Here is a 25,154-nt window from a genome sequence, read left to right as displayed (position 1 = left end):
AGTAATCACTCCCTATATTGGTTGGAATTAGCTACTACCATTGTAAGTGATTGCTTTGGGCTTTTTAATTTCTGTTCGGATTAATTATAGAATTTGCCTATTTCAAATAAAATGATTAATCATTTTGAGAATTAAAAAAACAGTTCCCAGAACGGGAACTGCTCAATAAATCCTTAATATTTATGGGCTTTAATTAGTTAAACGTCATGCCAGAAGCCAAAACTTGCTTACCAAAATCGGTATCTGCAAAGTTATCGATGATGTTTTTGAGCTCTTCATGAGTCAAACTGGCACCAAATAGGGGACTACCTGGTTCAGTCATGATACCATCTGATAATTTGTAGTGAACGACTTGGTCAAAGCCCATCGTTTCCACAAATTCAGCAATCGTTTCAACTGCGGCCTTGTCGTTACCCGTGACAAAGAGCGCCTTACGACGAGGATGATCTTTAGGGCGAGCTTCATCTTGTAAGTTGTGATAACCCATATGATTGAAGGTTTTCGCAATTGTGGCGTCCTTAAAGTAATCCTGGACTTGCTCACTGGAGGTTTCGTCGGGGTTCAAGACCTCTTCACGAATGCCGTCAGTTTCCCACCAGTAGTTCATGGCATCAATCACTAGCTTGCCTTTAAGTAAACTAGGATCAATGTTCTTGTAACGACTAAGTGGAATAGCCAAAATGACCACGTCACTATTTTCAACGACGTCCTTATTGATACCAGCAATAGCACCGGGAACTAAGGTTTCAATCGTTAAATCAATCTTCTTTTGGGCGCCAGATCCAGAAATACGTACCTCATATCCAGCGTTTAAAGCTAAACCAGCAAGGACGATTCCTACCTTACCAGCGCCAAGAATACCTACTCGTTTGATAGCCATGATTTAAGCCTCCTCACGCAAAATTTCGCGAACTCGAGGGACAACCTTAGTTGCGTAGAGTTCAATCATGCGTTCACGTTGTGCAGCAGTTTGGTTACCAGCACCATAAACAAGGTCAAAACGACCTAAATCAAGTAATTTTACTGTGCGGGCGATACGTTGCGCAACATGTTCAGGGTTACCCACGTAGAATGAGCCACCTTGCGTTTCGTTATCGAATTGTTCACGGCTCATTGGGGCCCAGCCACGAGTTAAACCAATCCGGTCGAAGTTAGCTTTGATGTTCTTGAAGGCCACTTCGATTGCTTCGTCCTCATCATCGGCAATGAAACCGTGGGAGTGAACTGCAATTGGAAGGTCTGGCTTGCCAAGTTGTTGGGCAGCCTTGTGGTAAAGCTCAACATAAGGGGCAAAGCGATCAGCTGAGCCACCGATGATGGCCAAGACAACTTTGTAGCCGTAACGTGCTGCACGAATGATTGACTCAGGTGAGCCACCGATACCGATATACGTATCAAGTTGGCCGCTTTCCGTCTTAGGATAAACGTCTTGGTTCTTCAATGATTGGGTGAACTTACCGTTCCAAGTGATTGGCTTTTCAGTTCGTAATTGATCGTACATCTCTAGCTTTTCGTTGAACAGATCATCGTAATCCTTCAAGTCGTAGCCAAATAGTGGGAAGGATTCAGTAAATGAACCACGTCCCAAAATTACTTGGGCACGGCCGTTTGATAAACCGTCTAGAGTTGCGAAGCGTTCGTAAACACGAACGGGATCGTCAGAACTCAAGACCGTAACCGCAGTGGCCAACTTAATGTTCTTCGTTACCGCAGCAATGGCAGCAAGTACTGTTTCAGGGCTAGATACACTGTAGTCAGGACGGTGATGTTCCCCGACACCGATAACGTCCAAACCAAACTTATCAGCTAATTCACCTTCGTGAACGATTTGCCGAATTGACTCTGCACCAGATTTTAATGTGCCATCTTCGTTTGAGACGATGTCACCAAAAGTTTCAATACCGAATTCTAATTTATCTACATTAACCATTTAAAAATATCCCTCCGCCTATACTTACTTTTTATAAGCGATTATCTAACGTTATGAGAATATTATATTTCGCCAAATAAAGCAAGTAGAAACTCCGATTTGTTAAGCAGATTTCTGTTACGCAAAAATTCGATTTGATAGGGTAAGGGTAAACGCGGAGGTGCAAGATGATGGATATTCCAAGTTTAGCGCAGGAATTGGCACAACGACAGCTAACTTTGACGAGTGCGGAAAGCCTGACTAGTGGAACGTTTCAAAGTGAACTTGCGGCAACACCGGAAGCTCACGATGTCTATCCGGGTGGCTTCATCACGTACGCTACTTCAGCCAAAACAAAAATTCTGGGCATTAGCCCAGAATTAATTGAAGCGTTTGGTGTTGTCAGTGAGGCGGTGGCAGTTGAAATGGCCTGGCGAGCCAAATCCATCGTTCAGACTGATTTAGCGTTGGGCTTCACTGGTGTGGCTGGCCCTGGACGGTTAGAGGGTCAGCCTGTCGGTACGGTCTGCATTGGTTGTGCAGATCATCGTGGGGTTGTGGGCCACACTTACCATTTTGACGGGACGCCAGCAGAAATTATGGCACAAAGTTGCCAAGCGGGGGTTGAGTTACTAGTCGCCAGACTGGGTGACTAGTGGCCCGTCGTTAACTTGATGCCGACAATCCCAATCAAGAGAAAACCGACGAAGACCCAGGTCAGCGGTGAGAGGACGTCTTTGAATAGAACGACGCCGACTAAGATGCTTCCAACCGCACCAATTCCCGTCCAAATGGGGTAGGCGATACTAAGCGGTAGCGTCTTAGTTGCCCGAGCAAGAAAGACAAAGCTGGCAGTCATGCCAACGATGGTCGCAATGGTAAATCCGAGTCTGGTGAAACCGTGACTAAATTTCATTGTGGTCGCCCAGACCGTTTCAAAGATGCCGGCGATGAATAATTCAATCCAAACCATGATGTGTTCCTCCTATTAAGATGTCCTTATTAAAGTTGTTTATCAAATAACTGGTTGATTTCTGTCATTTCAGTGGTTAGGTCCCTAAGTCGTTGTTCACCAAATTGCGTCGAGACCGTCGCTTCCAACTGCAATAACGACTCGATGATGGGCGTGGCAAAATGGCGTCCTTGTTCGGTCAGCTGCATTTGTCGTTCGCGACCATCTACTTCGGTCTTGGTAAATTGAATGAGTCCTTCCGTTACAAACCGGTTGCAGAGCGTGTTAATGGTTTGCTTGGAGACAATCCAGATTTCGCGAATCTGTTTTTGGGTGCATTGCCCCTGCGTGTAAAGTTCATATAAGATGATCAGTTGGTTATAGTTAATCGCATGCTGTTTGGCAAACTGATGATAGAAGCGGTCGAGCCGGTTCATTTCACGACTTAGGGCCGTGAGTTGTTTCTGAAATTGCGCCATCATTTCTCCTTTATTTAATAGTCCTAAAATTTACTAATTCAAATTATAGTCATTGTTCGGACTATATGCAAGCGAAAATAAAAATCGACCGGTGAGGGTCGATTTTTTATTAACACGGTGGCTGTTCATCCGGAATATCTGGACGTGTGGTTCCAGGATCCGGAAATGGTTTGTGTGCCGGCTCCGGTTGCGGATCGGTCGTGGGCTTTGCTGGAGGACGTTCATCAGGGGCGGACGGGCGAATTTTACCAGGATCTGGTTGGGGCTTCTCGGGTGTGGGGTGACTATTTTTAACCATAGGGAGACCTCCTTTATGTCTTGTTAAATCCAGTGTACAAAAGCGATTCTGTTAGTGCGAGTTTGGTGCCTAGCAATAAAAAATGGCAAAATGATGATTGACAACTGATATAATAATGATAATATTAAAAACATATTAAAATCATTTTGATACGTAGAAGAGAAGAGTAAGCTAGTGAGTAAGTTTTTAGAGACTGCAGGGTGGTGAGAGTGCAGAGCAGAAAGCTGGCCGAAGATGAGCTCTGAGTTAATGAGTAGTGCAAGCTACTTATTCGGATTGAGACCCGTTAAGGTTTCGAACTTTTGGTAAACAGAAGTTTTTAAGTTGGCGTGTGTGAGTGCGCCATAAATTAAGGTGGTAACGCGATAAATCGTCCTTCAGTCATGAGGGGCGATTTTTTATTTTGAAAAGGGGGATGTACAACATGCGTCGGAAAGCAACATTATTAGGAACAACAGCACTAATCGTTTTAGCACTCGCAGGATGTGGCAATCAGGCTAAATCCAGTGATGATACTAAATTAGCGAAGAAACAGGAACTAAATTGGACGGAGGCCTCAACGCTTGCAACCGCTGACCTTTCTAAAGCAACGGATACGCTGAGCTTTAATACGTTGATGGAGACTCAAGAAGGACTTTATCGCTTGAACAGCAAGGGCGCCGCTAAAGACAATAGCGCTTTAGCCACAGATACGAAGGTGACGAATGGTGGTAAGACTTACACATTCACATTGCGTAAAAATGCCAAATGGTCAAACGGTGATCCAGTGACGGCCCAAGACTTTGTTTATTCTTGGAAACGGACGGTTAATCCAAAGACCGCATCTCAAGATGCTTTTTACTTCTTCCAGGTGAAGAATGCGGAAGCCATTAATGCGGGCAAGAAGTCGCTCAGTAGCTTAGGGATTAAGGCAACGGGCAAGCACAAGTTGACCGTTAACCTGACAAAACCGGTACCATACTTCAAGAAGTTGTTAGCTTGGCCACTCTTTTACCCAATCAACCAAAATGCAGCTGAAAAGTATGGTAAGAAGTACGGCACCCAGTCCAAGTATTCTGTTTATAACGGGCCATTTAAGCTGACAGATTGGAACGGTCAAAGTACCAAGTGGAGCTTAACTAAAAATAGTAGTTACTGGGACAAGAAGTCGGTTCATTTGACCAAAATTAACGAGCTGGTCACGGTCAGCACCACGACTAGTTATAACCTGTTTAAATCAAACCAAGTCGACGAAACGTTACTAAGTGGCCAACAGGTTAAGAATAATAAGAATAGTGATAACTTTGTTAAACGTCTGCCAACTGGAACCCAACGATTGGAGCTTAACCAAAACAAGGTAAAAGCGTTCAAGAACGTGAATATTCGGAAGGCCTTCTCATTGGCCATTGATCGGAAACAATTGACGAAGAACGTACTGCAAGACGGTTCAGAACCATCAAACGGGTTCGTCCCAGCCGGAATGGGAAATAATCCGAAGACGGGCGAAGCGTTCGACAAAGAGTCTAAAGTCGCTAGCTCAGTCAGTTATGACTTGGATCAAGCCAAAAATCTGTTGAAGAAGGGGTACAAAGAAACCGGTGTGAAGAAGCTGGATATCACGCTTTCTGTTTCGGATACTGACAGTGCCAAGCAAACGGCTGAATTCCTTCAAACCGAGTTACAGAAGTTACCAAACGTCAAAATTGAAGTTTCAACTGTGCCTTATGTGACTTTGATTCAAAAACAAAGTGCTAAGCAGTACGACATCACGGTGAAGGGTTGGCAATCCGTTTTCGCAGATCCAATCAACTTCTTGGATGTCTACGAAAAGGGCTCAAGCTATAACACTTCTGGGTACAGCAGTGCTAAATTCGATAAATTACTAGACGAATCAGAAAACAAATATGGTAATCAACCAGCCAAGCGTTGGCAAAAATTAGTTGAGGCTGAAAAAGTCTTGATGGAAGACCAAGGTACCATTCCACTGTATCAAGCAGCGAAGTCACAATTATTGCGCTCAACTGTAAAGGGAATTATCTATAACCCAGCGGGAGTGCCTTACGACTGGAAGACAGCCTACATTACGAAGTAAGTGGTGAGTTAAATGAGTGAAATTGATCAGAAATATATCGAGAAGCGATTTCTCGACTACGTAAAAATTGATACCCGTTCGGAGGCCAGTCAGCCGACGACACCGACAACGCCGGGGCAAGTCGAATTGGCAAAATTAATTGTTCAGGATTTGAAGCAGCTCGGAATTAGTGATGTTAAGTTTAACCCGGAAAACGGATATGTGACAGCGACTTTACCCAGTAACTCATCCAAGAGTCTATCTGCATTAGGATTCATCGCCCATTTGGACACGGCCGATTTTCCGGCTGACCATGTGAAGCCTCAGGTGCACCCTGATTATGACGGGCAGGATGTGGTACTCAATCAAGCGCAGGGAATTGTGTTACGCGTCAGTGAGTTTCCAAATCTGAAGAAATTCGTGGGGCAGCGTTTGATTACCACCGACGGGACAACGTTACTGGGGGCAGATGATAAAGCAGGAATTGCAGCCTTGTTTGGTGCTCTGCAGTATTTACTAGCCAATCCAGAAATTGAGCATGGTGATATTCGAATTGCGTTTGGACCGGACGAAGAAATCGGTTGCGGCGCAAATAAATTTGATGCGGTCGGTTTCGGCACTGAATTTGCCTACACGTTGGATAACGGGCAACCGGGGGATCTAGAGTACGAGACCTTCAATGCGGCGGAAGCGCAGATTGAGATTGAGGGGACGGCGGTTCATCCAGGGAATGCGTACGGGTTAATGGTTAATGCGGTTAGCCTGGGAAATGAAATTCTGAGTGCTTTGCCACAGGATGAAGTTCCAGAGAGGAGTCGTGATCATGATGGTTTCATCTTGGTCAATCACTTTGAAGGCACCGTGGCCCAGGCTCACATTCAACTCATTATCCGTGATTTCGATACGCCTCATTTCCGGCAAAACGAAGGGAAATTGCAAAAGGTGGTGGATCGCATCAACGCCCGCTTGGATAAATCACGGGTCAAGTTGACCATTACTGAGCAGTACCAAAACATCGGTGATGAAATTCGGAAACATCCCTATATCGTGAATTTGGCACTTGATGCTTACCGACGAATTGGCTTAACACCGAATATTGTACCGTTTCGCGGTGGAACGGACGGCAATGCCATCACCGCCAAGGGAATTCCGACGCCAAACTTGTTTAACGGTGGTGATAATTTCCATGGTCCATATGAGTTCGTGACGACTGAAGCAATGGCATTAACAGCGCAAACCATTGTGGCGATTGCCCAGGAACACGTGCGCCAATTTCGACATCATAATAGTCAAGAATTAGCATAGATTAAGAAGGCTACTCTTCTGCCTACTGGCGGAGGGGTAGCTTTTTGGTGCAAACAAGTGACAGCTGTAAGCCTCAATGGTATGATTAAACCAATTGGAAATGGTGGAGATATTAATGACAACTTTGGAATTGGTGTTAGCTGGAATTATAGCAGTCGAGCACTTGGGCATTATGGGATTGGAAATGTTTGGTAAACCTGAAGCACAGGCAAAGGCGTTTGATATGGACGTCGATTTTGTTAAATTACCAGCTGCTAGAGTGGCCCTAGGGAATCAAGGCATCTATAACGGGATGTTGGGAGTCAGTATTTTAGCGGCACTCTTTTTGTTTGCAGGGGCAACGCTAGTAACCGTTTTGAGCTTACTGATGGTGTTTGTTTCGATTGTCGCCCTTTATGGCACTTTCACCGCAACTAAAAAGATTTTTGTGATTCAATTTTTACCAGCGTTCGTAACGTTGTTACTATTATTATTCGTTTAGGCGGTGAACATGGCGCCCCAATTTGAACTAGTCATTCATGCTTTGAATAAATTACAGATGGACTACGAATTAGTTGAACATCCTGCCGTTTTCACCACAGCAGAAGCTGACCGATATATCGAAGGCGTGCCAGGGGTTCGAACCAAATCAATGTTCCTCACCAATCGGAAAAAGAACGCGTTTCTTCTATTAATAATGGATGATGCCAAGCGTCTAGCTTTTCACCAGGTTGAAACATTAACGGAAATCAAGCATTTAAAGATGGCTTCGGCGGAACTACTGAAGGATAAGTTAGGACTAGAACCGGGGATGGTATCAATTTTTGGTTTACTGAATAATCAGGATAAAGATGTGCAGGTTTTTCTGGATGGCGACATGATAGGAGAAGTCCGAATGAGTTTTCATCCGAACGTGAATACCAGCACCATCTTTATCTCGACAGCAGACGTTATGCGGTTCATTGAGCAGATGGGGAATCCAGTTAACATTCTTAACCTGGAATAGCTAATTAAAAATGTAAGCGTTATACTATTACTAATAAAAGGAAAGCAGGGATTAAAATGGCAGAAAAAACTTTTACATTAGAAGAATTGAGTCAATTTGACGGTGAAAATGGTCATCCAGCTTACGTTGCCGTTGATGGTGTGGTTTATGATTTGAGCAATATTCCGGCTTGGGCCGGTGGCAAGCACCACGGTCTGACTGCTGGTAAGGATCATGCAGAGGCCATTTTAAAGGCCCCACATGGCAAGAGTGTACTTGCTAAGCTTCCGGTCGTAGGTAAATTAGTTTAATAGAGAATGAAAGTTGTGACAGAAGTCGTTTGTTTCTGAGCACGATTAAGCAGCCAATTATGGCTGTTTTTTTATTATAATTCGAAATTCTTGAAATCGATTTCAAAACACGCTATTTTAAAGCCGAGGTTCAAATAAATTTGTGGGTAGCGATTAATATGACAAGTGAAGCAAAACGAGATCCGAAAACTGACAATTTGTTGACCCCGGAAAATTCGGCATTTTTACTGATTGACTATCAACCGATTCAAATTAACGCGGTGAATTCGATGCCACGACCTCAACTGGTCGATAACGTGGTCAATGTCACCAGATTGATGAACATTTATCATGTGCCAGTGGTCCTCTCTACGGTTAAAGTCCTTACTGGAAGATGTGCCAAGCTATGATTGCTCAACGATTAACGCATGGGAAGATGTTGAATTCAAGCAAGCAGTTGAGGCGACGGGACGAAAAAAATTGATTATTTGCGGTTTATGGACCGAAGCTTGTTTGGCCTTTCCAACGCTAGACGCCTTACAAGAAGGCTATGAAGTTTATCCAGTAGTGGATGCGGTTGGTGGTACTTCTCAAGTAGCTCACGAGACCGCACTGCGTCGGGTCGAACAAGCAGGCGCGCAATTGACGTCGATTGCACAGCTGGCATGTGAGTTACAACGAAACTGGGCAAGGCCAGAAACATCGCGTGATTTCTTAAGCTTTATGATTCAAACTGGTTTATTCCAGAATATGTAAAATAGCTTTATGAACTATGGTAACGCTAGGGTTGCCATAGTTTTTTGCTTATGAGGGCCTTCCAGGTTCTTAAGAATGTGTTACCAAATAATTAAGCTTCTTTGAAACAGCTAGAAGATTTCGACCAATCGGACTATAGTAATTGCACACCAAAGAAAGGGGCGTCACGGTGAAATATTTATCATTAGTTTTTTGGCTAGTCGTCCTGGTTGGCGCAGGTTATGTGTACCAAAACGACAACATTCGGGCGTCTGCAACCGAAGCAATTACAGACATTAGTAAATCGATTGACACTGCAATTCCGCAGCTTGCCGAAAAAAATCTTATCACCACCAAACAAACACAAACGACTGAAGAGAGTGACACTGCTAAGCAAACGCCACTGGAAAGCAACATTACTGCTGGAACGCTGGCAAAAACGTACTATTACCATTTTGATAATAATGTTCCAGAAAGGGTCCGCACCGTTTTTGAGCAAGCCGTTGCTAAGTACAACGCAACCGGTATTGTGAAACTGGTCCCGGGTCAAGGAACTAAAAAACAAAATCAAATTCGCTTCTTCGTTTACCAAAAAACGATGAGTGAGGAACAACAAGGTGCCGTGGAGCTAGGTCACGGTGGGCCGCAAATTATTCAGCAATATGGGTTTGGTGCCTACACAGCCAATCATGCTAGATCAGGACTAAATGTTGAGTATCTGCAATCGGTAAAATTATCGGTTGCCATGCACGAATTGGGTCATGCCGTTGGATTGGGACACAGTGATCAGAAATCGTCCCTGATGTATCCAATTGACCAGGGACTGACTTCGCTGGCTGCTGCAGATATTGCCGCACTCAAAACCATTTACCAAACGAAAGGAAACTAATCACAATGAGTACATTTTTAATGATGGCCGCAAGCAATGCTACCCAAGTGGGAATTTTTGTGGGAATCATTGTCTTTCTGGTTCTATTTTTCAAACTAATCATGGGATTCATCCGCTTCATGTTCCGTCATCCCATTTGGTTTATTCTCCTGCTGGCCCTTGGCGGATTGGGACTGGCGTTTAACTTGCTACTGGGTGGCGTCGTGATTCTGGCCGTTCTTGCGGGCGGTGGTATCATGTTTGCGATGAATAGTTTCGACATTTAATTGCGCAACTTGATTTAGATCAACTACAACTGAGAGAAACCTCGTTAGAATAGTCAAGGTAATCAGAAATCGCGACCATTCAGGAGGAATTTATCATGTTAGAAACTCAAAAATCAACTGTTGATGCACAATACGATGCCGAATTAAAACAAGCAGATGTAGATCATCACAAGCCAACTGCCGGCGCAATGACCGGGCACATTTTATCGAATCTCGTGTTCAATGATGTGAAACTGCACCAAACGATGTGGTATGTGAAGGGACTCCAAGCCTTTTCAATTAGCCAACTTTATAAGCAACTAATTGACCAGTCACGTCAAGACTTTGACCAATTAGGTGAGTTATTACTTGATGAAAATGAAATTGCCCCATCGACGATTGCTGAATTCACCAAGTATACGATGCTTAAAGAAGATGGTCGCAACAAGTATTTGACCGCTGAAGAAATGGTGGACAACACCGCTCACGATTATGCTACGCAGAATTTGTTTATCGACCGTGCAATCGTGTTAGCTCAAAAGGAAAGTCGTCCTGCAATGGCCGCTTTCTTGACCAGCTTACGTGGACACAATAACAGCGCCATTCGCCAACTCCAGGCACTCTTAGGCAAAACCGCTTGGGAAGGTCTCGTTGAAGAAGACGATGATGATGACGAGGACTAACTAACTGAAAAAGCACGTCTCAACTGTGATTGAGGCGTGCTTTTTGCATCTTGATTTATTGAAAAGAAAATTGTACTAATTAAACGCGTTTGGCCATCCAGGAACTTAAGAAGGCAAAGACAATGGTGATACCAATGATCCAAGCGGCCGCAATCCAACCATGATCGCCAATTGGTTGCGAATTCATGAGGGAACGCACGGCCTGAATGATGTGCGTCATGGGCTGGTTTTCCGCAAACCCGCGAATCAATTTTGGCATACCAGCTGCTGGCACGAAGGCGGAACTAATGAATAAGAATAGCAAGATAATATATGAGAAAGCACTCGCACCATCAATGCTGGACATCATCAATGCAAATGGTGCCGTAATCCAAGTAATCGCAAGTGCAGCGCCGAAAAGGAGCAGAATAACGAGTGCCCATTCACCCAGAGTGGCATCTGAACGGAAACCAACCAGGAAGCCAACTGCCGGGACAATCAGGGTGGAAATCATGAGAAAAATGACGGAGGCAACGGCTTGACCGTTCATCACTGCTGATTTTGAGATGAGCAATGATTTAAACCGGTCAAACATTCCGGAAGTTTTATCCGTAAAAATTCTAAGTGCTGTGTAGGCAGAGCCCGTCGCAATTGTCATTAAGAGGATTCCGGGGAGCACGTAATTCACGTAGTCGGCGTGTGAGAAACCTTCAATTTTCATAGCACTCCCAAACAGATAAACCATCAGGAGAAGCATCATAATGGGCATGAGCACAACGGTGATAATGGTATCGACACTTCGCAAGTTATGTTTAATTAAGCGACCTGCGAGCGCAAAGGTATCCGATAAATAAGTCATGATTAAGCTCCTTTCGTTAGTTGCATGAAGACGTCATCAAGAGTTGGTGAGGTGACCTGGAATGAATCCGGTTTGATTTCGGCGCCTTGGAGAATCGTCAAAATGGTCATCACGGTTTGAACCGTATCTGGTAATTTCACGGTTAGCGTGACGTCGTTAACAGTTTGTAAATCAAAGCCGGAAAGGTGACTAGCCGCTTGAAGCTGTTCAGTTTCAGTTTTAAAACTGAGTTGGAGTTTATCAGGCCCCGCTAAACGTTTCATTTGGGCGGGAGTTCCAGTTTCTACAATTTCACCGTCTCGTAAAAAGCCAATTTCGTCAGCTAGAAGGTCGGCTTCTTTCAGGTATTGAGTGGTTAGGAAGATTGTCTTACCGGCTTTTTTCAATTTCCGAATACTGTCCCACAGGTCGTTTCGGCTGGCAGGATCTAAGCCAGTGGTGGGTTCGTCCAAGAAGACGATTTCTGGGTTACCCACCAAACTCATGGCTAAATCTAGTCGACGACGCATACCACCGGAGTAGGCGGCTGCCCGTTTGTTAGCGGCATCGGTCAATTTGAACTCGGTCAGTAGGTCATTAGCCACTTGCTTCGGATTTTGAATATGGCGTAATTTGGCGATGAGGACTAAGTTTTCGAAACCGGTAAGAATATCGTCAACTGTAGACGCCTGAGCACTGTAACTGAAGAGTTGCTGCATGGCACGGGCGTTTTTGTTGGCGTCCCAGTTTTTAATTGAAGTGATCCCGGCGTCTTGTTTAAGCAGTCCCGTAATGATTTTAAGGAGGGTCGTCTTACCAGAACCGTTGGCTCCAAGCAGGGCGTAGACAGTACCTTCCGTTACTGAGAGAGAAACATCCTTTAAAACGGTTTGCTTCTTAAAAGATTTTTGAATGTTTTGAACATTAATAATAGTTGTTATGTGATTACCCCCGATGGTTGTAAGCCCGACGTAGCGCATTTCGTTGCTTGTCGAGCCAAGTTTCTTCCGGATAGTCGGCTAAGATGGTATCAGCGAATTCGGCAATATCGTCGCCGACAACAGCTGAAATGGGCGAGTCGTCTGCCACAGCGTTTTCAAACAATTCCAAAACGGAAATTAGGATCCGCATCATACCGTCACCCTTAGCCATGGTCCAGAAATACTTTTCAATGGCTTTCATTGTGTCACGGTAATCGGCAGGAAGGGCGTTGACCCGAGCTTTGTATTCGCGGTATTCGCGTTTTTGTTCTTTAAATTTTTAAACATGATAATCCCCTTTGAGTTGTGTCATTTGCTTTTCTAAGAATTCCCAATTTTGCCAAAATGTGGCCAGTGTTGCTTCACCATCAGCATTGAGACTGTAGAACTTTCGTGCAGGTCCCATTGAGGATTTTTTCTTCTCAACGGTGACGAGTTTATTTTTTTCGAGTCGCATTAAAATGGTGTAGACGGTTCCTTCGACTAAATCTTCAAAACCGTGTTGATTGAGTTCCTTTGTAATTTCATATCCGTAAGTTTCACCGCCACTAATAATTTGGAGTACGATGCCTTCTAGAACGCCCTTGAGCATTTCGGTTGATATTTTCACTTCATGACCTCCTGACTACTTTGTATTATTAAGTACTGCTACATAGTAAAACTAAGTACCAAATAAGCCAACTAAAAAAATTCAAAAAAATACCAACGCCGGGAAAGGCATTGGTATGAACCGTTTATGATGGTTGATTTTCTAAAGTAAACGTAGTGTCTTGTCCGGTGTGGATGGTAGCAATCAGATCTTTTCCTGGTAGCCCCTCGATGGGTCCCAGATTAAATTTGAAGCCATTGTCTAGCGTTTCGACACTTGATAAGCGATTAATGACGAGTTGCTTTAACGCGTTGGCTACTTCTCGATGTTCATCAGCTTTTGTAACCGCGGCATTTAACGTAAAACCGGTTTCGATGAATGATTGAATTAAACTGACTTTTGCCAAGGTGAAGTAGGAATACTTCCGGTGTTTACCTTCTTCCGTACCAGTACTTGGTTTAATGTAGCCCTTCTTCTCCCAATAGCGGAGTTGTCGTTGAGATACACCTGTAGCATCCGCAATATCACCAATTCCTAGTGAAAAATGGCTTGTTTTGAGAATACTTTTTACCCGTTGCATAAAGTCGTCTTCAATAATTTTTTTCATCTGAAATTTTCCCCCGTCCTTTGTTAGCCTAATTGACGCTAATTATAAACTATTTAACATCTTTGTCAATTTAATTGACAAACCGATTTTAGGGGACTATATTAGTCAAAGTGCTTTTTGGCAGAGAAAGGGAGCGTAACATTGGAACAAGCTGTAGATACAAATGGTAAGTCATACAGTCGAGGTTGGCTTATCGCATTATTACTCGTCGGAACATTTTGTACGGTCTTAAACCAGACGATTTTAGCCACCGCATTTCCCACTTTGATGGATGCGTTTGACGTTAATACCTCCACGGTACAGTGGTTGACGACTGGTTTTATGATGGTTAACGGGATCATGATTCCAATTAGTGCCTGGTTAACCTCGCGGATTAACTCGAAGTTTCTATATGAAGGGGCTATGATCATCTTTTTAATCGGAACAATCGTGTGTTATACGGCACCAACTTTTGGCGTCCTATTAACAGGTCGATTGATTCAAGCGGTCGGCGTTGGGGTAACCATGCCATTATTACAAACATTGATGCTATCAATTTTTCCCGCCGCTAACCGTGGTGCAGCCATGGGTCTTGCTGGTTTAGTTATTGGGGTGGCACCAGCTATTGGTCCAACACTTTCTGGATGGGTCATTGATAACTATTCATGGCGGACACTTTTTGGAATGTTGATTCCAATCGTTGCAGTCGTCATTATTGCCGGAATTTGGTTTATGAAGAGCGTGTTAGAAACTCACAAGTCTAACTTGGATTGGTTGTCAGCCGCCTTATCAACGCTTGGATTCGGTTCATTACTGTATGGTTTCTCAGAAGTTGGTTCAAAGGGATGGGGCGACACAGTTGTTATTGTCGCTTTAATTATTGGGGTTATTTTTGTTGGTCTATTTGGCTGGCGCCAACTCACAATTGAAAAGCCATTCTTGGAGTTACGCGTTTTAAAGAATGCGGAATTTTCAATTTCAGCACTTCTAAGTTCTGTGGCCAACATGGCCATGGTCGGTGTGGAAATGGTCTTGCCACTTTACCTCCAAATCATTCGAGGCGATTCAGCACTCGAATCTGGGTTAACACTGCTTCCCGGAGCCTTGATGATGGGGGTTCTAAGTCCAATCACTGGTCGAATTTTTGACCGAATTGGTGCGCGTCGCTTGGCCATCACAGGGATGTTCTTACTGACAATCGGGACGATTCCGTTTGCCTTCATTACAAAAACAACGCCAGTCCTCTACCTAATCTTATTATACGCAGTACGAATGGCCGGAATCTCGATGACCATGATGCCAGTAACGACGGCCGGAATGAATGCTTTACCATTCAACATGATTAGTAACGGAACTGCCGTTAACAACACGTTGCGTCAGGTTGCCTCATCAGTTGGAACAGCCATCTTAATGAGTATTTTGACCAACGTTTCGACTAATAATGTACCAAGCAAGTCATTATTGAAGTCAGACCCATTGCTTTACAAGAACCACGTCTTCAACGCAACTCTGGATGGTTATCATGCAACATTCTGGGCTGCTATCGCTTTTTGTTTAGTTGGTCTAGTTGTAGCTTTCTTCGTTAGCACGCGGAAACCACAATCAATCGAAAGCCCTAAGACGGATACCGCAGTTGCACAAGGAGGTGCCGCTTAATGATTATCTTTAGTGTCATTCTTTGGACAATTTTGCTCTTCGTATTCATGGTTTCAGTAAACAAAACCGCATTACGTTACGTACTTAGTGGGCTAAGTGCCATCTTATTGGTGATTTCCATCTTTTTGATGGTTCAAAATGACCGTGATCATTTTGGGATGCACAAAGTCACAACAACTAAGACGCAACCACTTGTTTCGGTTTCACCATCGAAGCAAATGAGCATGTTGCTTTATCAAACGGTTGGAACTTCTGGTAAGGAAAAGGTTTATATCTATAAAACTGATAAAAATCAGAAAAAGCCAAAGACAACGAATCCCGATCCAACAATAACTAGTAACAAAGTGGTTAAGGTGAATGATGAGTCTAAATTGATTACTAAAACCACACGTTGGGAATATCGTTCTGGAACCTATAAGTTCTGGTTTGGTATTTCGGGTAACGCCCACAAGCTTATTAAACGGAGTCATACGTTTAAAGTGAATAAAAACTGGTTGGTGCTTAGTTCTGCTCAAGCTAAGAAACTTCAGAAACTTGCGAAGGCTAATCAAGCGAAGATGAAGACTGAGGCCAAAACCTATGTAACCGCACAAGTGAAAAAAGCGGTGACGGCAGCAATGACCAAGAATCCAAGTTTATCAGCAGCGGAACAAGCAAAGATTACAAAACAGGCAACGGAACAAGCAACCGCAGCCTTCCAGAAACAATCATTAGAAAAGATGCTTTCACAAATCAAATAATCGTTCATCAAACTCAATCTCGATAAAAAGAGGTTGAGTTTTTTTGATGATAAAAAATTTATTTTATGACTTTTAGGTCTTCTTTATAAGCTAATGATATCCTGATTTGGCGGGGCTCAGACGCAATCTATGAACTTAAGCTTGATAAATCAATTTTGTATAGGGCGTTTACAATTTATTTTGGAAAGGACTATAATGAAACCCGTCGCGAAATTTCGCGCATTTATTTTTAATGATTAGTATAGGGCATGTACTAATTTTAAGTGAGGGATGTGTTGTTGTGTTAAAAGGAAAAACACTGAAGATCTCAGCAATTATTGCAGCGGTTATTTTACCCGTTATTATTATCTTTTTATTTCTTCAGTCAGTATGGAATCCATTTGGTAACACCAACAAGTTACCGATCGCCGTGGTAAATAACGATGAAGCCGTTAATTACCAGGGCAAGCAAATGGCTGTTGGCCAACAGATGGTCGACAAGCTTAAGGACAATGATGGTCTTGATTGGCACTTCGTTTCTGAAAAGCAGGCCAAGAAGGGGCTAGCAGACAATAAGTATTATACGGTCGTGACGATTCCGAAGAACTTTTCGAAACGGGCAACGACAGTCACAAACGCAAAGCCAAAAGCGATGCAGTTACACTACACGACAAATGACTCAATGAATTACATCGCCAAAATTATGAGTGAAGTTGGCTTAGGCCAAGTGAACTCCCAAATTCGTTCAGCGGTCACAAAGACGTACGCCTTAACGATGTTTGATCAAATCCACACGGCTGGGAAGGGCTTTTCTGATGCGGCCAAGGGTGTAACGCAGGCGAAGGACGGAACAGTAACATTGGCGGATGGTTTAAAAACCTACACCACTGGTGTACATACGTTACATGATGGAACCACCGAATTGAAGACCAGCGTTTCGGCACTTCCGGACGGTATTCAGAAATTGACGGATGGCGCTAAGACTTTAGATGGCGGCCTTAACCAACTAAATTCTAAAACACCTGCTTTGGCAAGTGGCGTGAATAAGCTGGCTGATGGTTCTGGTCAGGTTAGCGACGGTCTCAAGACCTTGGATAGCAAAACCGGTGATTTAGCTAATGGGGTTGTTAAATTGAAGAACGGCGCTAAAGCTGAGTTAGCTGGGGTGGTCACTTACACGAATGGGGTTTACCAAGTTAACCTTGGTTTGAAGCAACTTTCTGGTAAGTCAGGTGCGCTAGTTGATGGCATTAATCAGTTATCTGATGGTGCGACGACCTTGGATTCAGGGGTGACGGATTACACAAATGCCGTTTCACAACTTGGGGAAGGCATTAGCACACTTCAAGATAGTACAAAAGATATGCCATCAAGCGTGTCACAGTTGGCAGCGGGCGGAAGTCAGCTTAACGACGGCGTTCGGCAACTGGCAGATACATTGAAGAAAAGTACGAGTTCAATTTCTTCAAGTGTCTTGATGTCTAAATATGCAAGTTTAAGTACTGCTATCAAACAATTAACAACGGATGTGCAGGCGTTATCAACGTCTAGTGCAACGACGACAACGAAATCAGATTCTTCTAGCCAAGATAATGGTGGGATGACGCAGTCTCAAATTGATGCCAAAATTGATGAAGTCGCAAGCAGTCAGGACATGAATTCAGATCAAAAGGCAGCGATGAAGTCCGCATTAGCTGGGGCTGGTACTTCTGGTTCGGGAACTGGTTCATCTGATACCACTACAATGACGACTGGTACTTCAAATAGTGCTGCAGCTATCACGGCAGTCAAGAATGATATGGAAAAGGTTTCGAGTGCGCTTAGTAACTACCAGACGACTAACAGTACGTTAACGAGTCAATTAGTTGCTTTGAGTGGCTCTACATCAAGTCTTAATCAATTGGTGACAGGGGCAAATACATTAAGCATCTCGCTTGGTACCTTAAATGCAAGCACACCAACACTTGTAGGTGGTATTAACAAGTTAGGCTCTGCTTCCCAACAAATTACCGCCAACAACTCGACCTTAACCGCTGGTACTAAGCAACTTAGTGGCGGCCTTACCACATTACAAGGTCAGATTCCGCTGTTAACCAGTGGCATTCAGCAGTTATTGGATGGTAATCAACAACTCGTTGATAACTCACCTGCATTGAAGAGTGGTGCCAGCCAAATTTCTGCCGGTTTGACAACGTTGAATGGTCAAGTCCCAACGTTGACACAAGGTGTTTCAGCGTTATACGGTGGTTCTAAGCGGGTTTCATCCGGGTTGGTTGTTTTGAATGGCCAAGTGCCAACACTAGTGAGTGGCGTTTCACAATTAGCCAATGGTTCAGGTCAACTTTACAGTGGTCTGTCACTAGTTAACAGCAAGACTGGAGCCTTAATGAGTGGGGTGAACCAACTCGACTCTGGTGCAGGTCAACTCGATGATAATTCAAGTAAATTGAATAGTGGTACTGCTAAGTTGGTAGCTGGCCAGAAGAAACTGGTTTCCGGTTTATCAGCTGGTGCAGATAAAGTTAATGGCACACCATTGAAAACGGCTAATGCAAACATGTTTGCGACGCCAACTAAACTTAGTCACGATAACTATAGCTATGTGCCAAACTTTGGTTACGCTATTGCACCATTCTTAGTTGCCCTAATTAGTTTGATGGGGACGAGTGTGATTGTGGCCGTCTTCGCTTGGTTGAACAAACTAAATGATCGACGTTCCATTTTCATCTTGCTAGGGGTTGTTGGACTACAGGCGCTTGTGATGACCGGTTTGCTGAACTTGTTATTGACGCAAATTGATCATCCACTTCAGTTCATGATGTTCAGCACCTTGGCAGCCTTATTGACCGCCATCGTCGAAACGTTAGGCTACCGCTGGATTGGTAAATGGATCTTCATTATCGTTGGCGCCATTGCTGGACTTGATGTCTGCTTGACGAACGACATTTATCCGGTTCAAACTGTCGGTAACTTGAATGAAACGATTGGGCAATTCTTCCCAATGCACTTCTTGAACTTAGTGCTTCGACAAACATTTACTTCGGGAATTAACGTTGATTTACCTGCATTGCTAATCATTCTCTTATGCTTAACGGCATTCGGAATGATGCTCTTAGCGATGATAACAAGATCAACTTCCTCGGAAACAATTGAAGAAATTTAATTAAATGAAACTCCTCGATTTTTTTCGGGGAGTTTTTGTGATTTTTTTCCGTATCTATGTTTAAATGGTCAATGGACTTTTTAATTGAGAGGAATTTTTATAAGTTATGAAAAAGAACCCCCTAATTTTTATCTACGGTTTGGGGCTAAGTGCAGTAGCGGGATTTGTGGTCGTACTTTTCTACGTGTTGCAAAGCTTCCTAATTGAATTTTTTTGGCACGAAGATGTTGAAGCCTTTTCTCGTCCGATTATTAATGCAGTGATTTTGTTGGTGATTGGCGTCGTTATCTTCTTGACTAGAAAGCATTTTGGTCAGTTACCACGAAACTTTAGTAACGTAATGGCTGAGATTCGGCGAACGGGTACGGCTGATTATCGGATATTACCACTGCAAATGGTGATTCCAGCAATTATCCTAGTCAGTGGTACTAGTCTAGGACCTGAAGCAACCTTGGTCAGTTCGACGGTGCTGTATGGGATTTGGATTGGTGATAAATTGCGCTATGTTGAAGCTAATTTTGAGCAGTTGAAAGCATTGAGCTGGAAAATGATTCTGCGAGTGCTATTAACACCACATCAGTACCTAGTGCACCGAGAAGATTCACCTGAACACCGAGGGATTTTCCTAAATAAGAAAGTAACTAAAGTGATTTACTTTTTAAACGGGATTCTGTGGTTCACGATTGTTTACAACTTGTTTGATGAGCCGTCACTCATCATTCGGATTGGTGAATCCAACTGGCACTATAGTGAGCTAGGGTGGATGTTGTTGATTCTGCTTGTGAGTTACGCAATCGGACATCTGTACTTAAAGGCAATGATCGAAATTCGTAAGATCATTCAGTCACGTTTTTTCCATGAAATAGCGTTGGTAGCGTTTGGCGGAATTGCCATATACGTGGCGAGTCTTCTGGCACCAGAAATTTTATTTTCCGGTCAGCATAATTTTCATCTGTTCACGATGGACTGGGCAGGGCATTCAGCCACTTATTTGATGATTATTTCATTTGCTAAGCTATTATTGATTGCCATCGTTCTTAACACCGGCTGGGTTGGCGGAGATATTTTTCCGGTACTCTTTTCGGCAACGGTGCAGGGATTGGCTGTGAGCCAGTGGTTGCCCAACTTGGATCGGACGTTCATCATGGTCATGATTGCCATGGGCGTCGGTTCCGCAGTTTTGGAGTCGCCGTTACTGGTGGGGAGTTTGATGGCAATTATGTTTGCGCCCATAAACTTGCTACCGTTTGTAATTTTTGCCACCATTTTATTGATGGTCGTCAAATCACTACAACGACGTTACACCAAATATGCGCCAACCGTTTTCGATCAAATCGGCGACTGGATGCGCAGTTTAAAATTATTTGGCAATAAATCATAAAAGACGCTCCCCGCGGGGAACGCCTTTTTGATTTTTAGTAAGCTGTCCATCCGCCGTCAACTGGTAGAATGGCACCGTTAATATATTTCGCTTTATCTGAAGCCAAGAATAAGGCTGCTTGAGCAATATCTTCGGCATCACCTGGAGCAGGGGAGGTTGGCATCCCAACCGATTGCCGTTGCATCCCAAATTCATCAATGCCGGTCATTGATTCAGCAATGTTGGTTTTGATTCCGCCTGGCGTGATTGCGTTTGTGCGAATGCCTTCTTGTTGATACATGTAGGCACTATTACGGGTTAAGCCAATAACCGCATGTTTGGAAGCTGTGTAGGCAGCACCACCCTTAGTCCCACCAACTGAATCAATGTTCAAAATTACCCCTTTGTGTTGAGGTAAGAAGACCTGAACGGCTTTTCGTGAAGCCATCATCACGGAGGTTGCGTTGACCGCAATCACTTTGTTCCACATCTCGTCGGTAACGTTACCGACAGCAGCCATATTGTCCATGATACCGGCATTATTGACTAAAATGTCCACTTGTCCAAACGCTGTTTGCACAGTTTCAAACATTTTATCAATATCAGCTTCGTTAGAAACGTCGACTTTAACCGTTGCTAATTATGCGCCTTTAGCGCTAAACTCACTCTTAAGTTCTTCTAAACGTGCTTCGTTTAAATCAGCTGCAACAACTTTTGCGCCTTCAGCAGTGAACAGTTCAGCCATTGCTTTCCCCATTCCAGATGCAGCACCCGTAATGATTGCAACCTTACCCTCTAAATCCTTTGACATAATCGGCACCTCCATGTAATCGTTTTCACAAGTCCATAATAGCTGGTGGTCCAAATAAAGTCAAAAGTTAATTTTGTAAACTTTGTTTCAGTTATATGTCGATTCGATTAATAAACTTGTGACCAGTAGATGACCTTCTTATAATTGTACATAGCATAAACAAGTTGTTTAGTAGGAATGGAGAATCGAAATGAAAAAATGATTATCGGTTTAATCGGACTGGCATTAGGGATTGGCCTGTTCACGACAACACCGGTCTTCGCTAAGTTGAAAACTTATTATCAGAAATCAAGCGCCCTCACGAGTTATGGTGGTACCAGAAAATTGAATAATTCGACGGTTCATTTTGTGAAGGTTCCTAAGAAATATACCTGGATTTCTGATAGTGCAACGGATCGTCGGGTTTATTCCACAAAGGGGAAGAAAGTTACCTTTAATTCGCGTTATTTATTGCCTTATCCAGGGAAAAATAACCAGCGTTGGGGAAATTCACAAGCGATTGCAATTTCTAAATCAGGGTTCATGTATATCGTTTACTGTCCAACAAACTTGAAGAATACGGGACGAATCGTTCGGTATGATTTAGATAAGCTAGATGCCTTAGACGTCAAGAACCATCCACAGGAATTTCAGAATACATATGTGAAAAAGAATGGTGCTTATACGGCGCAACAGCTTGCCCATCAAAAGGCCATTAAAGTTGGTCCGTTATTCACTACCGGTCACGGATCATCATTGGCCTATAACCGGAAAAATCGAGGACTGTATATGTGGATTGACCGCGAGAAGAAGGCCAGAGTTCCAGTTTCTAAGTGGGGATATATTGCGCATATCAACGTTAAAACGTTGAAGCCTGATCGCCAAATTCGTTTCAAGTTAAAAAAGAAGGGGACCTGGCTTAATGGCGGACACAATTTAACCTTTGACAACTATGGTAATGCCTATTTTTGGACGAATCCTGGTAATGGCGTTAACGTCTTTAAGGGCAAAATATCCCACAGTAAGGTGAAGTTCCGTCAAACCAAGCAGGTCTTTAAGCACCTACCTGGCACCCGAATTCAGGGAATGGGGTACAACCCAATTCGGAAACGTTTGATGCTTGTTTCGGACGACTCGCTTGCTAGTTTTTCTTCAAGCAAACTCAATGGTCGTGGTCATTTGACTAACGTCAATTTTAATTGGTCGGCGTTTGCACCCAAGCGAGAGTTTGAGGGTGTGGCCTATGGCAATAGTTCACGTGCTTACTTACTCGTGAATCATAATCCGGAAGTTCTTGTGTCGGACCGATCCTATTAACGTAAAAAGCACTGAAATCCGAAGATTTCAGTGCTTTTTCCTATTTATAATGATTTTCAATGAAAGTAGCCGCAATCCGACCAAGTTGTTGATTGGTCTTAACTGCTGGGTGAACAACGTGATCGCGAAGGGTTACCTTGCGATTCTCGCGGGTAATCAACCCTGGATCCAATTTTTGGAAGTCGAGAACTGGTATCTTGTTTTTCTTATAGAGCTTCCGCTCAGCATCGCGAAGTTGTTTGAACGTGTAACCGCCCGCCATTTTGATGTTTTTGGCGGGTAGACCAGTTCCTTTAGCAAATCTTGAAATTGGGAGAAAACCGTAAATTTTGAGTTTGGGATTTTGCTTTTTAATTGTGGTGATGTTGGTTTGGAGTTCTGTCATGACGTCCTTGAGTGACTCAGTACCGTGACCGTCATCATTGGTGCCGTACTGAATCGTTAAGATGTCATAATTTTTGAAATTCCACTTTGGGACAATTTGGGACATGTCTCGTTGCGTAGTGCCCAAAATTTTACCATTTGAAATTGCCATATTCGTTGGTTTATGCTTTTGAAGATTGATTCCCATGTACTTACTCATCCACGTGGGGTAATTGGTCGTGAGGTAGTTGGTATACCCATTCCAACCATGAGGAATTGAGTCGCCCATGTAGGCCAACTTCACATTTTTAAATCGTTTAGCAGCAACTGTATCGCTAACCTTGAAATATGGACTGGTAATTTGTTTGAGATTTCCACGCCAAGTCCAAAACGTTTTATTGCCAGTTTCATTAGTGACACGTAAGTAAACGGCCTTGGTTACCTTTCCGTCGATATTTTTTTGGACGATAGCAGTTCGATCGGCATACCAGGTCACTTTTTTAAAATGAGTAGAGGACGTCTTCGTACCAGTTAGTTTTGGCTTTTGATAGAGTACTCGGCCATTTGGAATGTAGTAGGCTTCTTGTTCAATGGTTTGATTGCTTAAAATTTTAACGGCGGTCCCTTTGGCAATGACGGACTTATCGGTCTGAAAGCCTAGGGCCGCAAGTGCAATGACCGCGGCAATCGTTAGCTTCAGTGTTCTATGTAACAAAATAGTTTCCCCTAGTAAATGTCTCGTTCCATTCTAACGGTGTCATGGACTGCTGTAAACCGAAACTCACAAAAAAAGAGCAACTCCAGATTTTGGAGTTGCTCTTTTGACATTAATACCAGTGATGACTGAGCCAGAACTTCTTAGCCTTAACCCATGAGCCATAGCGAGCCTTAACGTATTTGTTAGCAGTTTTTTCTTGGTTAACTTTACTGTAATTGTAGTGCAAGTAACTTCTTAGCAATTGGTATCTACCGTAACAACTACCATTCTTGGCAGTATAGCCACCACCAGATTCACGCATGGCAATATAGTGCTTGGCACTTTTTTCCTTTTTTGATAAGCTACTGTTAATTTTTGCGATTTGTTGGGCTGTTGAAAGCTTTGCAGCTTGTGCAGTCTGTTCAGGTTGAGTTGGCGTCATTACTTCGCTGACGCTGCTAAAAGTGAAACTAAAGATAGCAAGTAAAGCAATGAATCCAGTTTTAAGCTTTGACATTGAGTAATCCGCTCCAATTTCAATAATTAATGTCCCCAGCATAACCCAGCAATGTTTCAGTTTTGTTAACAAGTGATTACCTCAAGATTAAGAAAGGTTACTTTTATACCAAAAACAACTCATTTTGAAAATGTAAACGCGATAAGCTCGCTATTTAAGTCGTTAACGTTCTGTCATATTCAAGTCGTATTTCTTTTCCCATATTCAAGTCGTATTTCTTTTCCTATTTGCCAGAAGGCGTTAAACTATTTTCTGGACCAGGAGATCTATCAGCAAAATGATTGCACTGGTGAACCTGCAGAAGAGAGGTAAGAAATATGATTGAATTTAAAATGAGTGCGGATGTAGTTGAACGTCTCAAGCGCCATAGTGCTGATCAAAAGAACATTGTTTTAGACTTCGACGACGGTGTGGGGCCTTACTCTGCGGTTGGGGGCTGCGCCCTTGATGGTGGGTTCAAACTCCTGCTGGTGGCTAATGAAATTAGTGGGGATGATTACGAACCCCTTTTGGATTCGCCGCTTGGCCAAGTTTGGGTGAAGAAGTATTCCTTAGGCTATTTTGAAAACGAAGGGCCTAAGTTGGCTTTGAACAGTAACGGGATGGTGCAATTTTCAAACAATAGCGGTTTAGTTGAAGCTAATTTGGAGATTGTTGATGACCCAGCTGAAACAGAAGGTATTAAGTAAACTTGGTTATTCATTAAATTAAAATGATAATGTCTGTATTGTGCTAACTGTATTTTAACTATTGACAGTTGAACAGCGGGTGTTATACTGAATCCACATTAACTTTAGATTA

26 protein-coding genes and 3 pseudogenes are annotated in these 25,154 nt (G+C 43.2%); 16 read left to right on the top strand and 13 right to left on the bottom strand.

Annotation, left to right across the window (positions count from 1 at the left end):
• Positions 1-193 precede the first annotated feature (193 nt).
• Both LOSG293_RS04750 and LOSG293_RS04745 read right to left on the bottom strand, forming a co-directional pair.
• Positions 194-883 (bottom strand): NADPH-dependent F420 reductase, encoded by a 690-nt coding sequence (locus LOSG293_RS04750; RefSeq protein ID WP_152551106.1) that lies wholly within the window; start codon positions 881-883, stop codon positions 194-196.
• Positions 884-1,930, bottom strand: a complete 1,047-nt coding sequence (locus LOSG293_RS04745) for an LLM class flavin-dependent oxidoreductase (RefSeq protein WP_034527628.1) — start codon at positions 1,928-1,930, stop codon at positions 884-886. It lies immediately after the preceding gene.
• Between the two features lie 167 nt (positions 1,931-2,097).
• Here LOSG293_RS04745 and LOSG293_RS04740 point away from each other — a divergent pair, with 167 nt between their 5' ends.
• Positions 2,098-2,565: a CinA family protein gene (locus LOSG293_RS04740; RefSeq protein WP_235786813.1), complete on the top strand. Its 468-nt coding sequence runs from the start codon at positions 2,098-2,100 to the stop codon at positions 2,563-2,565.
• On the opposite strand, the gene LOSG293_RS04735 is transcribed toward LOSG293_RS04740, so the two are convergent.
• From LOSG293_RS04735 to LOSG293_RS04725, 3 genes are all read right to left on the bottom strand, one after another.
• On the bottom strand, positions 2,562-2,882 hold the full coding sequence (locus tag LOSG293_RS04735) for a DMT family transporter (RefSeq protein WP_034527626.1): 321 nt from the start codon (positions 2,880-2,882) through the stop codon (positions 2,562-2,564). The genes LOSG293_RS04740 and LOSG293_RS04735 overlap by 4 nt on opposite strands.
• Before the next feature lie 29 nt (positions 2,883-2,911).
• A complete protein-coding gene (locus tag LOSG293_RS04730; protein ID WP_081919899.1) occupies positions 2,912-3,343 on the bottom strand; it encodes a MarR family winged helix-turn-helix transcriptional regulator in 432 nt (143 codons plus the stop codon).
• A gap of 106 nt (positions 3,344-3,449) precedes the next feature.
• Positions 3,450-3,638, bottom strand: a complete 189-nt coding sequence (locus LOSG293_RS04725) for a hypothetical protein (protein WP_034527622.1) — start codon at positions 3,636-3,638, stop codon at positions 3,450-3,452.
• A 424-nt stretch (positions 3,639-4,062) separates the two neighbouring features.
• Between LOSG293_RS04725 and LOSG293_RS04720 the strand changes: the two genes are divergently transcribed.
• The 9 genes and pseudogenes from LOSG293_RS04720 (at position 4,063) to LOSG293_RS04680 (ending at position 10,799) form a co-directional block, all read left to right on the top strand.
• On the top strand, positions 4,063-5,709 hold the full coding sequence (locus tag LOSG293_RS04720; RefSeq protein ID WP_034527620.1) for a peptide ABC transporter substrate-binding protein: 1,647 nt from the start codon (positions 4,063-4,065) through the stop codon (positions 5,707-5,709).
• 12 nt (positions 5,710-5,721) lie between these two features.
• Positions 5,722-6,993, top strand: a complete 1,272-nt coding sequence (gene pepT, locus LOSG293_RS04715; RefSeq protein WP_034527617.1) for a peptidase T — start codon at positions 5,722-5,724, stop codon at positions 6,991-6,993.
• 115 nt (positions 6,994-7,108) lie between these two features.
• The gene (locus tag LOSG293_RS04710; protein WP_034527615.1) at positions 7,109-7,474 is read left to right on the top strand and encodes a DUF1304 domain-containing protein; all 366 of its coding nucleotides are present in this window, start codon (positions 7,109-7,111) and stop codon (positions 7,472-7,474) included.
• A gap of 9 nt (positions 7,475-7,483) precedes the next feature.
• On the top strand, positions 7,484-7,978 hold the full coding sequence (locus LOSG293_RS04705; RefSeq protein ID WP_034527610.1) for a prolyl-tRNA synthetase associated domain-containing protein: 495 nt from the start codon (positions 7,484-7,486) through the stop codon (positions 7,976-7,978).
• A 56-nt stretch (positions 7,979-8,034) separates the two neighbouring features.
• Positions 8,035-8,268 (top strand): cytochrome b5 domain-containing protein, encoded by a 234-nt coding sequence (locus LOSG293_RS04700; protein WP_034527609.1) that lies wholly within the window; start codon positions 8,035-8,037, stop codon positions 8,266-8,268.
• 158 nt (positions 8,269-8,426) lie between these two features.
• Positions 8,427-9,003, top strand: a pseudogene (locus LOSG293_RS04695) (isochorismatase family protein).
• A gap of 169 nt (positions 9,004-9,172) precedes the next feature.
• Positions 9,173-9,871: a M57 family metalloprotease gene (locus LOSG293_RS04690; RefSeq protein ID WP_034527608.1), complete on the top strand. Its 699-nt coding sequence runs from the start codon at positions 9,173-9,175 to the stop codon at positions 9,869-9,871.
• Between the two features lie 5 nt (positions 9,872-9,876).
• Positions 9,877-10,137 carry a hypothetical protein gene (locus tag LOSG293_RS04685; RefSeq protein ID WP_191976215.1) on the top strand — a complete coding sequence of 87 codons (261 nt, stop codon included), beginning with the start codon at positions 9,877-9,879 and terminating at the stop codon, positions 10,135-10,137.
• A gap of 95 nt (positions 10,138-10,232) precedes the next feature.
• A complete protein-coding gene (locus LOSG293_RS04680) occupies positions 10,233-10,799 on the top strand; it encodes a ferritin-like domain-containing protein (protein ID WP_034527607.1) in 567 nt (188 codons plus the stop codon).
• 79 nt (positions 10,800-10,878) lie between these two features.
• Here LOSG293_RS04680 and LOSG293_RS04675 read toward each other — a convergent pair whose 3' ends face one another.
• The 5 genes and pseudogenes from LOSG293_RS04675 to LOSG293_RS04655 all read right to left on the bottom strand — a co-directional run bounded on the left by LOSG293_RS04675 (position 10,879) and on the right by LOSG293_RS04655 (position 13,792).
• Positions 10,879-11,637 (bottom strand): ABC transporter permease, encoded by a 759-nt coding sequence (locus LOSG293_RS04675; protein WP_034527606.1) that lies wholly within the window; start codon positions 11,635-11,637, stop codon positions 10,879-10,881.
• Positions 11,638-11,639: 2 nt separating this feature from the next.
• On the bottom strand, positions 11,640-12,596 hold the full coding sequence (locus LOSG293_RS04670; RefSeq protein WP_051907222.1) for an ABC transporter ATP-binding protein: 957 nt from the start codon (positions 12,594-12,596) through the stop codon (positions 11,640-11,642).
• Positions 12,562-12,810, bottom strand: a pseudogene (locus LOSG293_RS04665) (DUF1048 domain-containing protein); the annotation flags it as partial. The gene LOSG293_RS04670 and the pseudogene LOSG293_RS04665, both read right to left, overlap by 35 nt.
• 66 nt (positions 12,811-12,876) lie before the next feature.
• On the bottom strand, positions 12,877-13,206 hold the full coding sequence (locus tag LOSG293_RS04660; RefSeq protein ID WP_152551104.1) for a PadR family transcriptional regulator: 330 nt from the start codon (positions 13,204-13,206) through the stop codon (positions 12,877-12,879).
• A gap of 124 nt (positions 13,207-13,330) precedes the next feature.
• Complete coding sequence (locus tag LOSG293_RS04655) at positions 13,331-13,792, bottom strand: MerR family transcriptional regulator (protein WP_034527605.1); 462 nt, start codon at positions 13,790-13,792, stop codon at positions 13,331-13,333.
• A gap of 141 nt (positions 13,793-13,933) precedes the next feature.
• Between LOSG293_RS04655 and LOSG293_RS04650 the strand changes: the two genes are divergently transcribed.
• The 4 genes from LOSG293_RS04650 (at position 13,934) to LOSG293_RS04635 (ending at position 20,690) form a co-directional block, all read left to right on the top strand.
• Positions 13,934-15,427: an MDR family MFS transporter gene (locus tag LOSG293_RS04650; protein ID WP_034527604.1), complete on the top strand. Its 1,494-nt coding sequence runs from the start codon at positions 13,934-13,936 to the stop codon at positions 15,425-15,427.
• Complete coding sequence (locus tag LOSG293_RS04645; RefSeq protein ID WP_034527602.1) at positions 15,427-16,167, top strand: DUF4811 domain-containing protein; 741 nt, start codon at positions 15,427-15,429, stop codon at positions 16,165-16,167. The genes LOSG293_RS04650 and LOSG293_RS04645 overlap by 1 nt, the downstream gene beginning before the upstream one ends.
• A 280-nt stretch (positions 16,168-16,447) precedes the next feature.
• Positions 16,448-19,309, top strand: a complete 2,862-nt coding sequence (locus LOSG293_RS04640) for a YhgE/Pip family protein (protein ID WP_051907221.1) — start codon at positions 16,448-16,450, stop codon at positions 19,307-19,309.
• 106 nt (positions 19,310-19,415) lie between these two features.
• Entirely contained in the window at positions 19,416-20,690 is a 1,275-nt protein-coding gene (locus tag LOSG293_RS04635) for a chloride channel protein (RefSeq protein WP_034527600.1), read from the top strand.
• Between the two features lie 34 nt (positions 20,691-20,724).
• Here the strand turns inward: LOSG293_RS04635 and LOSG293_RS04630 are convergent.
• Positions 20,725-21,480: pseudogene (locus LOSG293_RS04630) on the bottom strand (SDR family oxidoreductase).
• 177 nt (positions 21,481-21,657) lie between these two features.
• Between LOSG293_RS04630 and LOSG293_RS04625 the strand changes: the two are divergent.
• On the top strand, positions 21,658-22,776 hold the full coding sequence (locus tag LOSG293_RS04625; protein WP_235786811.1) for a hypothetical protein: 1,119 nt from the start codon (positions 21,658-21,660) through the stop codon (positions 22,774-22,776).
• Positions 22,777-22,816: 40 nt separating this feature from the next.
• Here the strand turns inward: LOSG293_RS04625 and LOSG293_RS04620 are convergent, their stop codons facing one another.
• Positions 22,817-23,854 (bottom strand): SGNH/GDSL hydrolase family protein, encoded by a 1,038-nt coding sequence (locus LOSG293_RS04620; RefSeq protein WP_051907220.1) that lies wholly within the window; start codon positions 23,852-23,854, stop codon positions 22,817-22,819.
• A 112-nt stretch (positions 23,855-23,966) separates the two neighbouring features.
• Positions 23,967-24,353: an aggregation-promoting factor C-terminal-like domain-containing protein gene (locus LOSG293_RS04615; RefSeq protein ID WP_034527639.1), complete on the bottom strand. Its 387-nt coding sequence runs from the start codon at positions 24,351-24,353 to the stop codon at positions 23,967-23,969.
• Between the two features lie 317 nt (positions 24,354-24,670).
• Here LOSG293_RS04615 and LOSG293_RS04610 point away from each other — a divergent pair, with 317 nt between their 5' ends.
• Positions 24,671-25,042 (top strand): iron-sulfur cluster biosynthesis family protein, encoded by a 372-nt coding sequence (locus LOSG293_RS04610; RefSeq protein WP_051907219.1) that lies wholly within the window; start codon positions 24,671-24,673, stop codon positions 25,040-25,042.
• Positions 25,043-25,154: the final 112 nt, after the last annotated feature.

Origin of the sequence: Secundilactobacillus oryzae JCM 18671 (assembly GCF_000740055.1) — a bacterium.
Classification (GTDB): domain Bacteria; phylum Bacillota; class Bacilli; order Lactobacillales; family Lactobacillaceae; genus Secundilactobacillus; species Secundilactobacillus oryzae.
The sequence above is the reverse complement of the archived record's forward strand: the minus strand, read 5'-3'. Positions and strand labels throughout refer to the sequence as shown.

Bases quoted from the DNA above. Each gene is read 5' to 3' on its own strand.
- LOSG293_RS04675 (WP_034527606.1), bottom strand. From the start codon at position 11,637: ATGACTTATTTATCGGATACCTTTGCGCTCGCAGGTCGCTTAATTAAA.
- LOSG293_RS04685 (WP_191976215.1), top strand. From the start codon at position 9,877: ATGAGTACATTTTTAATGATGGCCGCAAGCAATGCTACCCAAGTGGGA.
- LOSG293_RS04725 (WP_034527622.1), bottom strand. From the start codon at position 3,638: ATGGTTAAAAATAGTCACCCCACACCCGAGAAGCCCCAACCAGATCCT.
- LOSG293_RS04745 (WP_034527628.1), bottom strand. From the start codon at position 1,930: ATGGTTAATGTAGATAAATTAGAATTCGGTATTGAAACTTTTGGTGAC.
- LOSG293_RS04625 (WP_235786811.1), top strand. From the start codon at position 21,658: ATGGAGAATCGAAATGAAAAAATGATTATCGGTTTAATCGGACTGGCA.
- LOSG293_RS04730 (WP_081919899.1), bottom strand. From the start codon at position 3,343: ATGATGGCGCAATTTCAGAAACAACTCACGGCCCTAAGTCGTGAAATG.
- LOSG293_RS04735 (WP_034527626.1), bottom strand. From the start codon at position 2,882: ATGGTTTGGATTGAATTATTCATCGCCGGCATCTTTGAAACGGTCTGG.
- LOSG293_RS04645 (WP_034527602.1), top strand. From the start codon at position 15,427: ATGATTATCTTTAGTGTCATTCTTTGGACAATTTTGCTCTTCGTATTC.
- LOSG293_RS04720 (WP_034527620.1), top strand. From the start codon at position 4,063: ATGCGTCGGAAAGCAACATTATTAGGAACAACAGCACTAATCGTTTTA.
- LOSG293_RS04615 (WP_034527639.1), bottom strand. From the start codon at position 24,353: ATGTCAAAGCTTAAAACTGGATTCATTGCTTTACTTGCTATCTTTAGT.
- LOSG293_RS04705 (WP_034527610.1), top strand. From the start codon at position 7,484: ATGGCGCCCCAATTTGAACTAGTCATTCATGCTTTGAATAAATTACAG.
- LOSG293_RS04710 (WP_034527615.1), top strand. From the start codon at position 7,109: ATGACAACTTTGGAATTGGTGTTAGCTGGAATTATAGCAGTCGAGCAC.
- LOSG293_RS04635 (WP_034527600.1), top strand. From the start codon at position 19,416: ATGAAAAAGAACCCCCTAATTTTTATCTACGGTTTGGGGCTAAGTGCA.
- LOSG293_RS04700 (WP_034527609.1), top strand. From the start codon at position 8,035: ATGGCAGAAAAAACTTTTACATTAGAAGAATTGAGTCAATTTGACGGT.
- LOSG293_RS04680 (WP_034527607.1), top strand. From the start codon at position 10,233: ATGTTAGAAACTCAAAAATCAACTGTTGATGCACAATACGATGCCGAA.
- LOSG293_RS04655 (WP_034527605.1), bottom strand. From the start codon at position 13,792: ATGAAAAAAATTATTGAAGACGACTTTATGCAACGGGTAAAAAGTATT.
- LOSG293_RS04610 (WP_051907219.1), top strand. From the start codon at position 24,671: ATGATTGAATTTAAAATGAGTGCGGATGTAGTTGAACGTCTCAAGCGC.
- pepT (WP_034527617.1), top strand. From the start codon at position 5,722: ATGAGTGAAATTGATCAGAAATATATCGAGAAGCGATTTCTCGACTAC.
- LOSG293_RS04670 (WP_051907222.1), bottom strand. From the start codon at position 12,596: ATGCGCTACGTCGGGCTTACAACCATCGGGGGTAATCACATAACAACT.
- LOSG293_RS04740 (WP_235786813.1), top strand. From the start codon at position 2,098: ATGATGGATATTCCAAGTTTAGCGCAGGAATTGGCACAACGACAGCTA.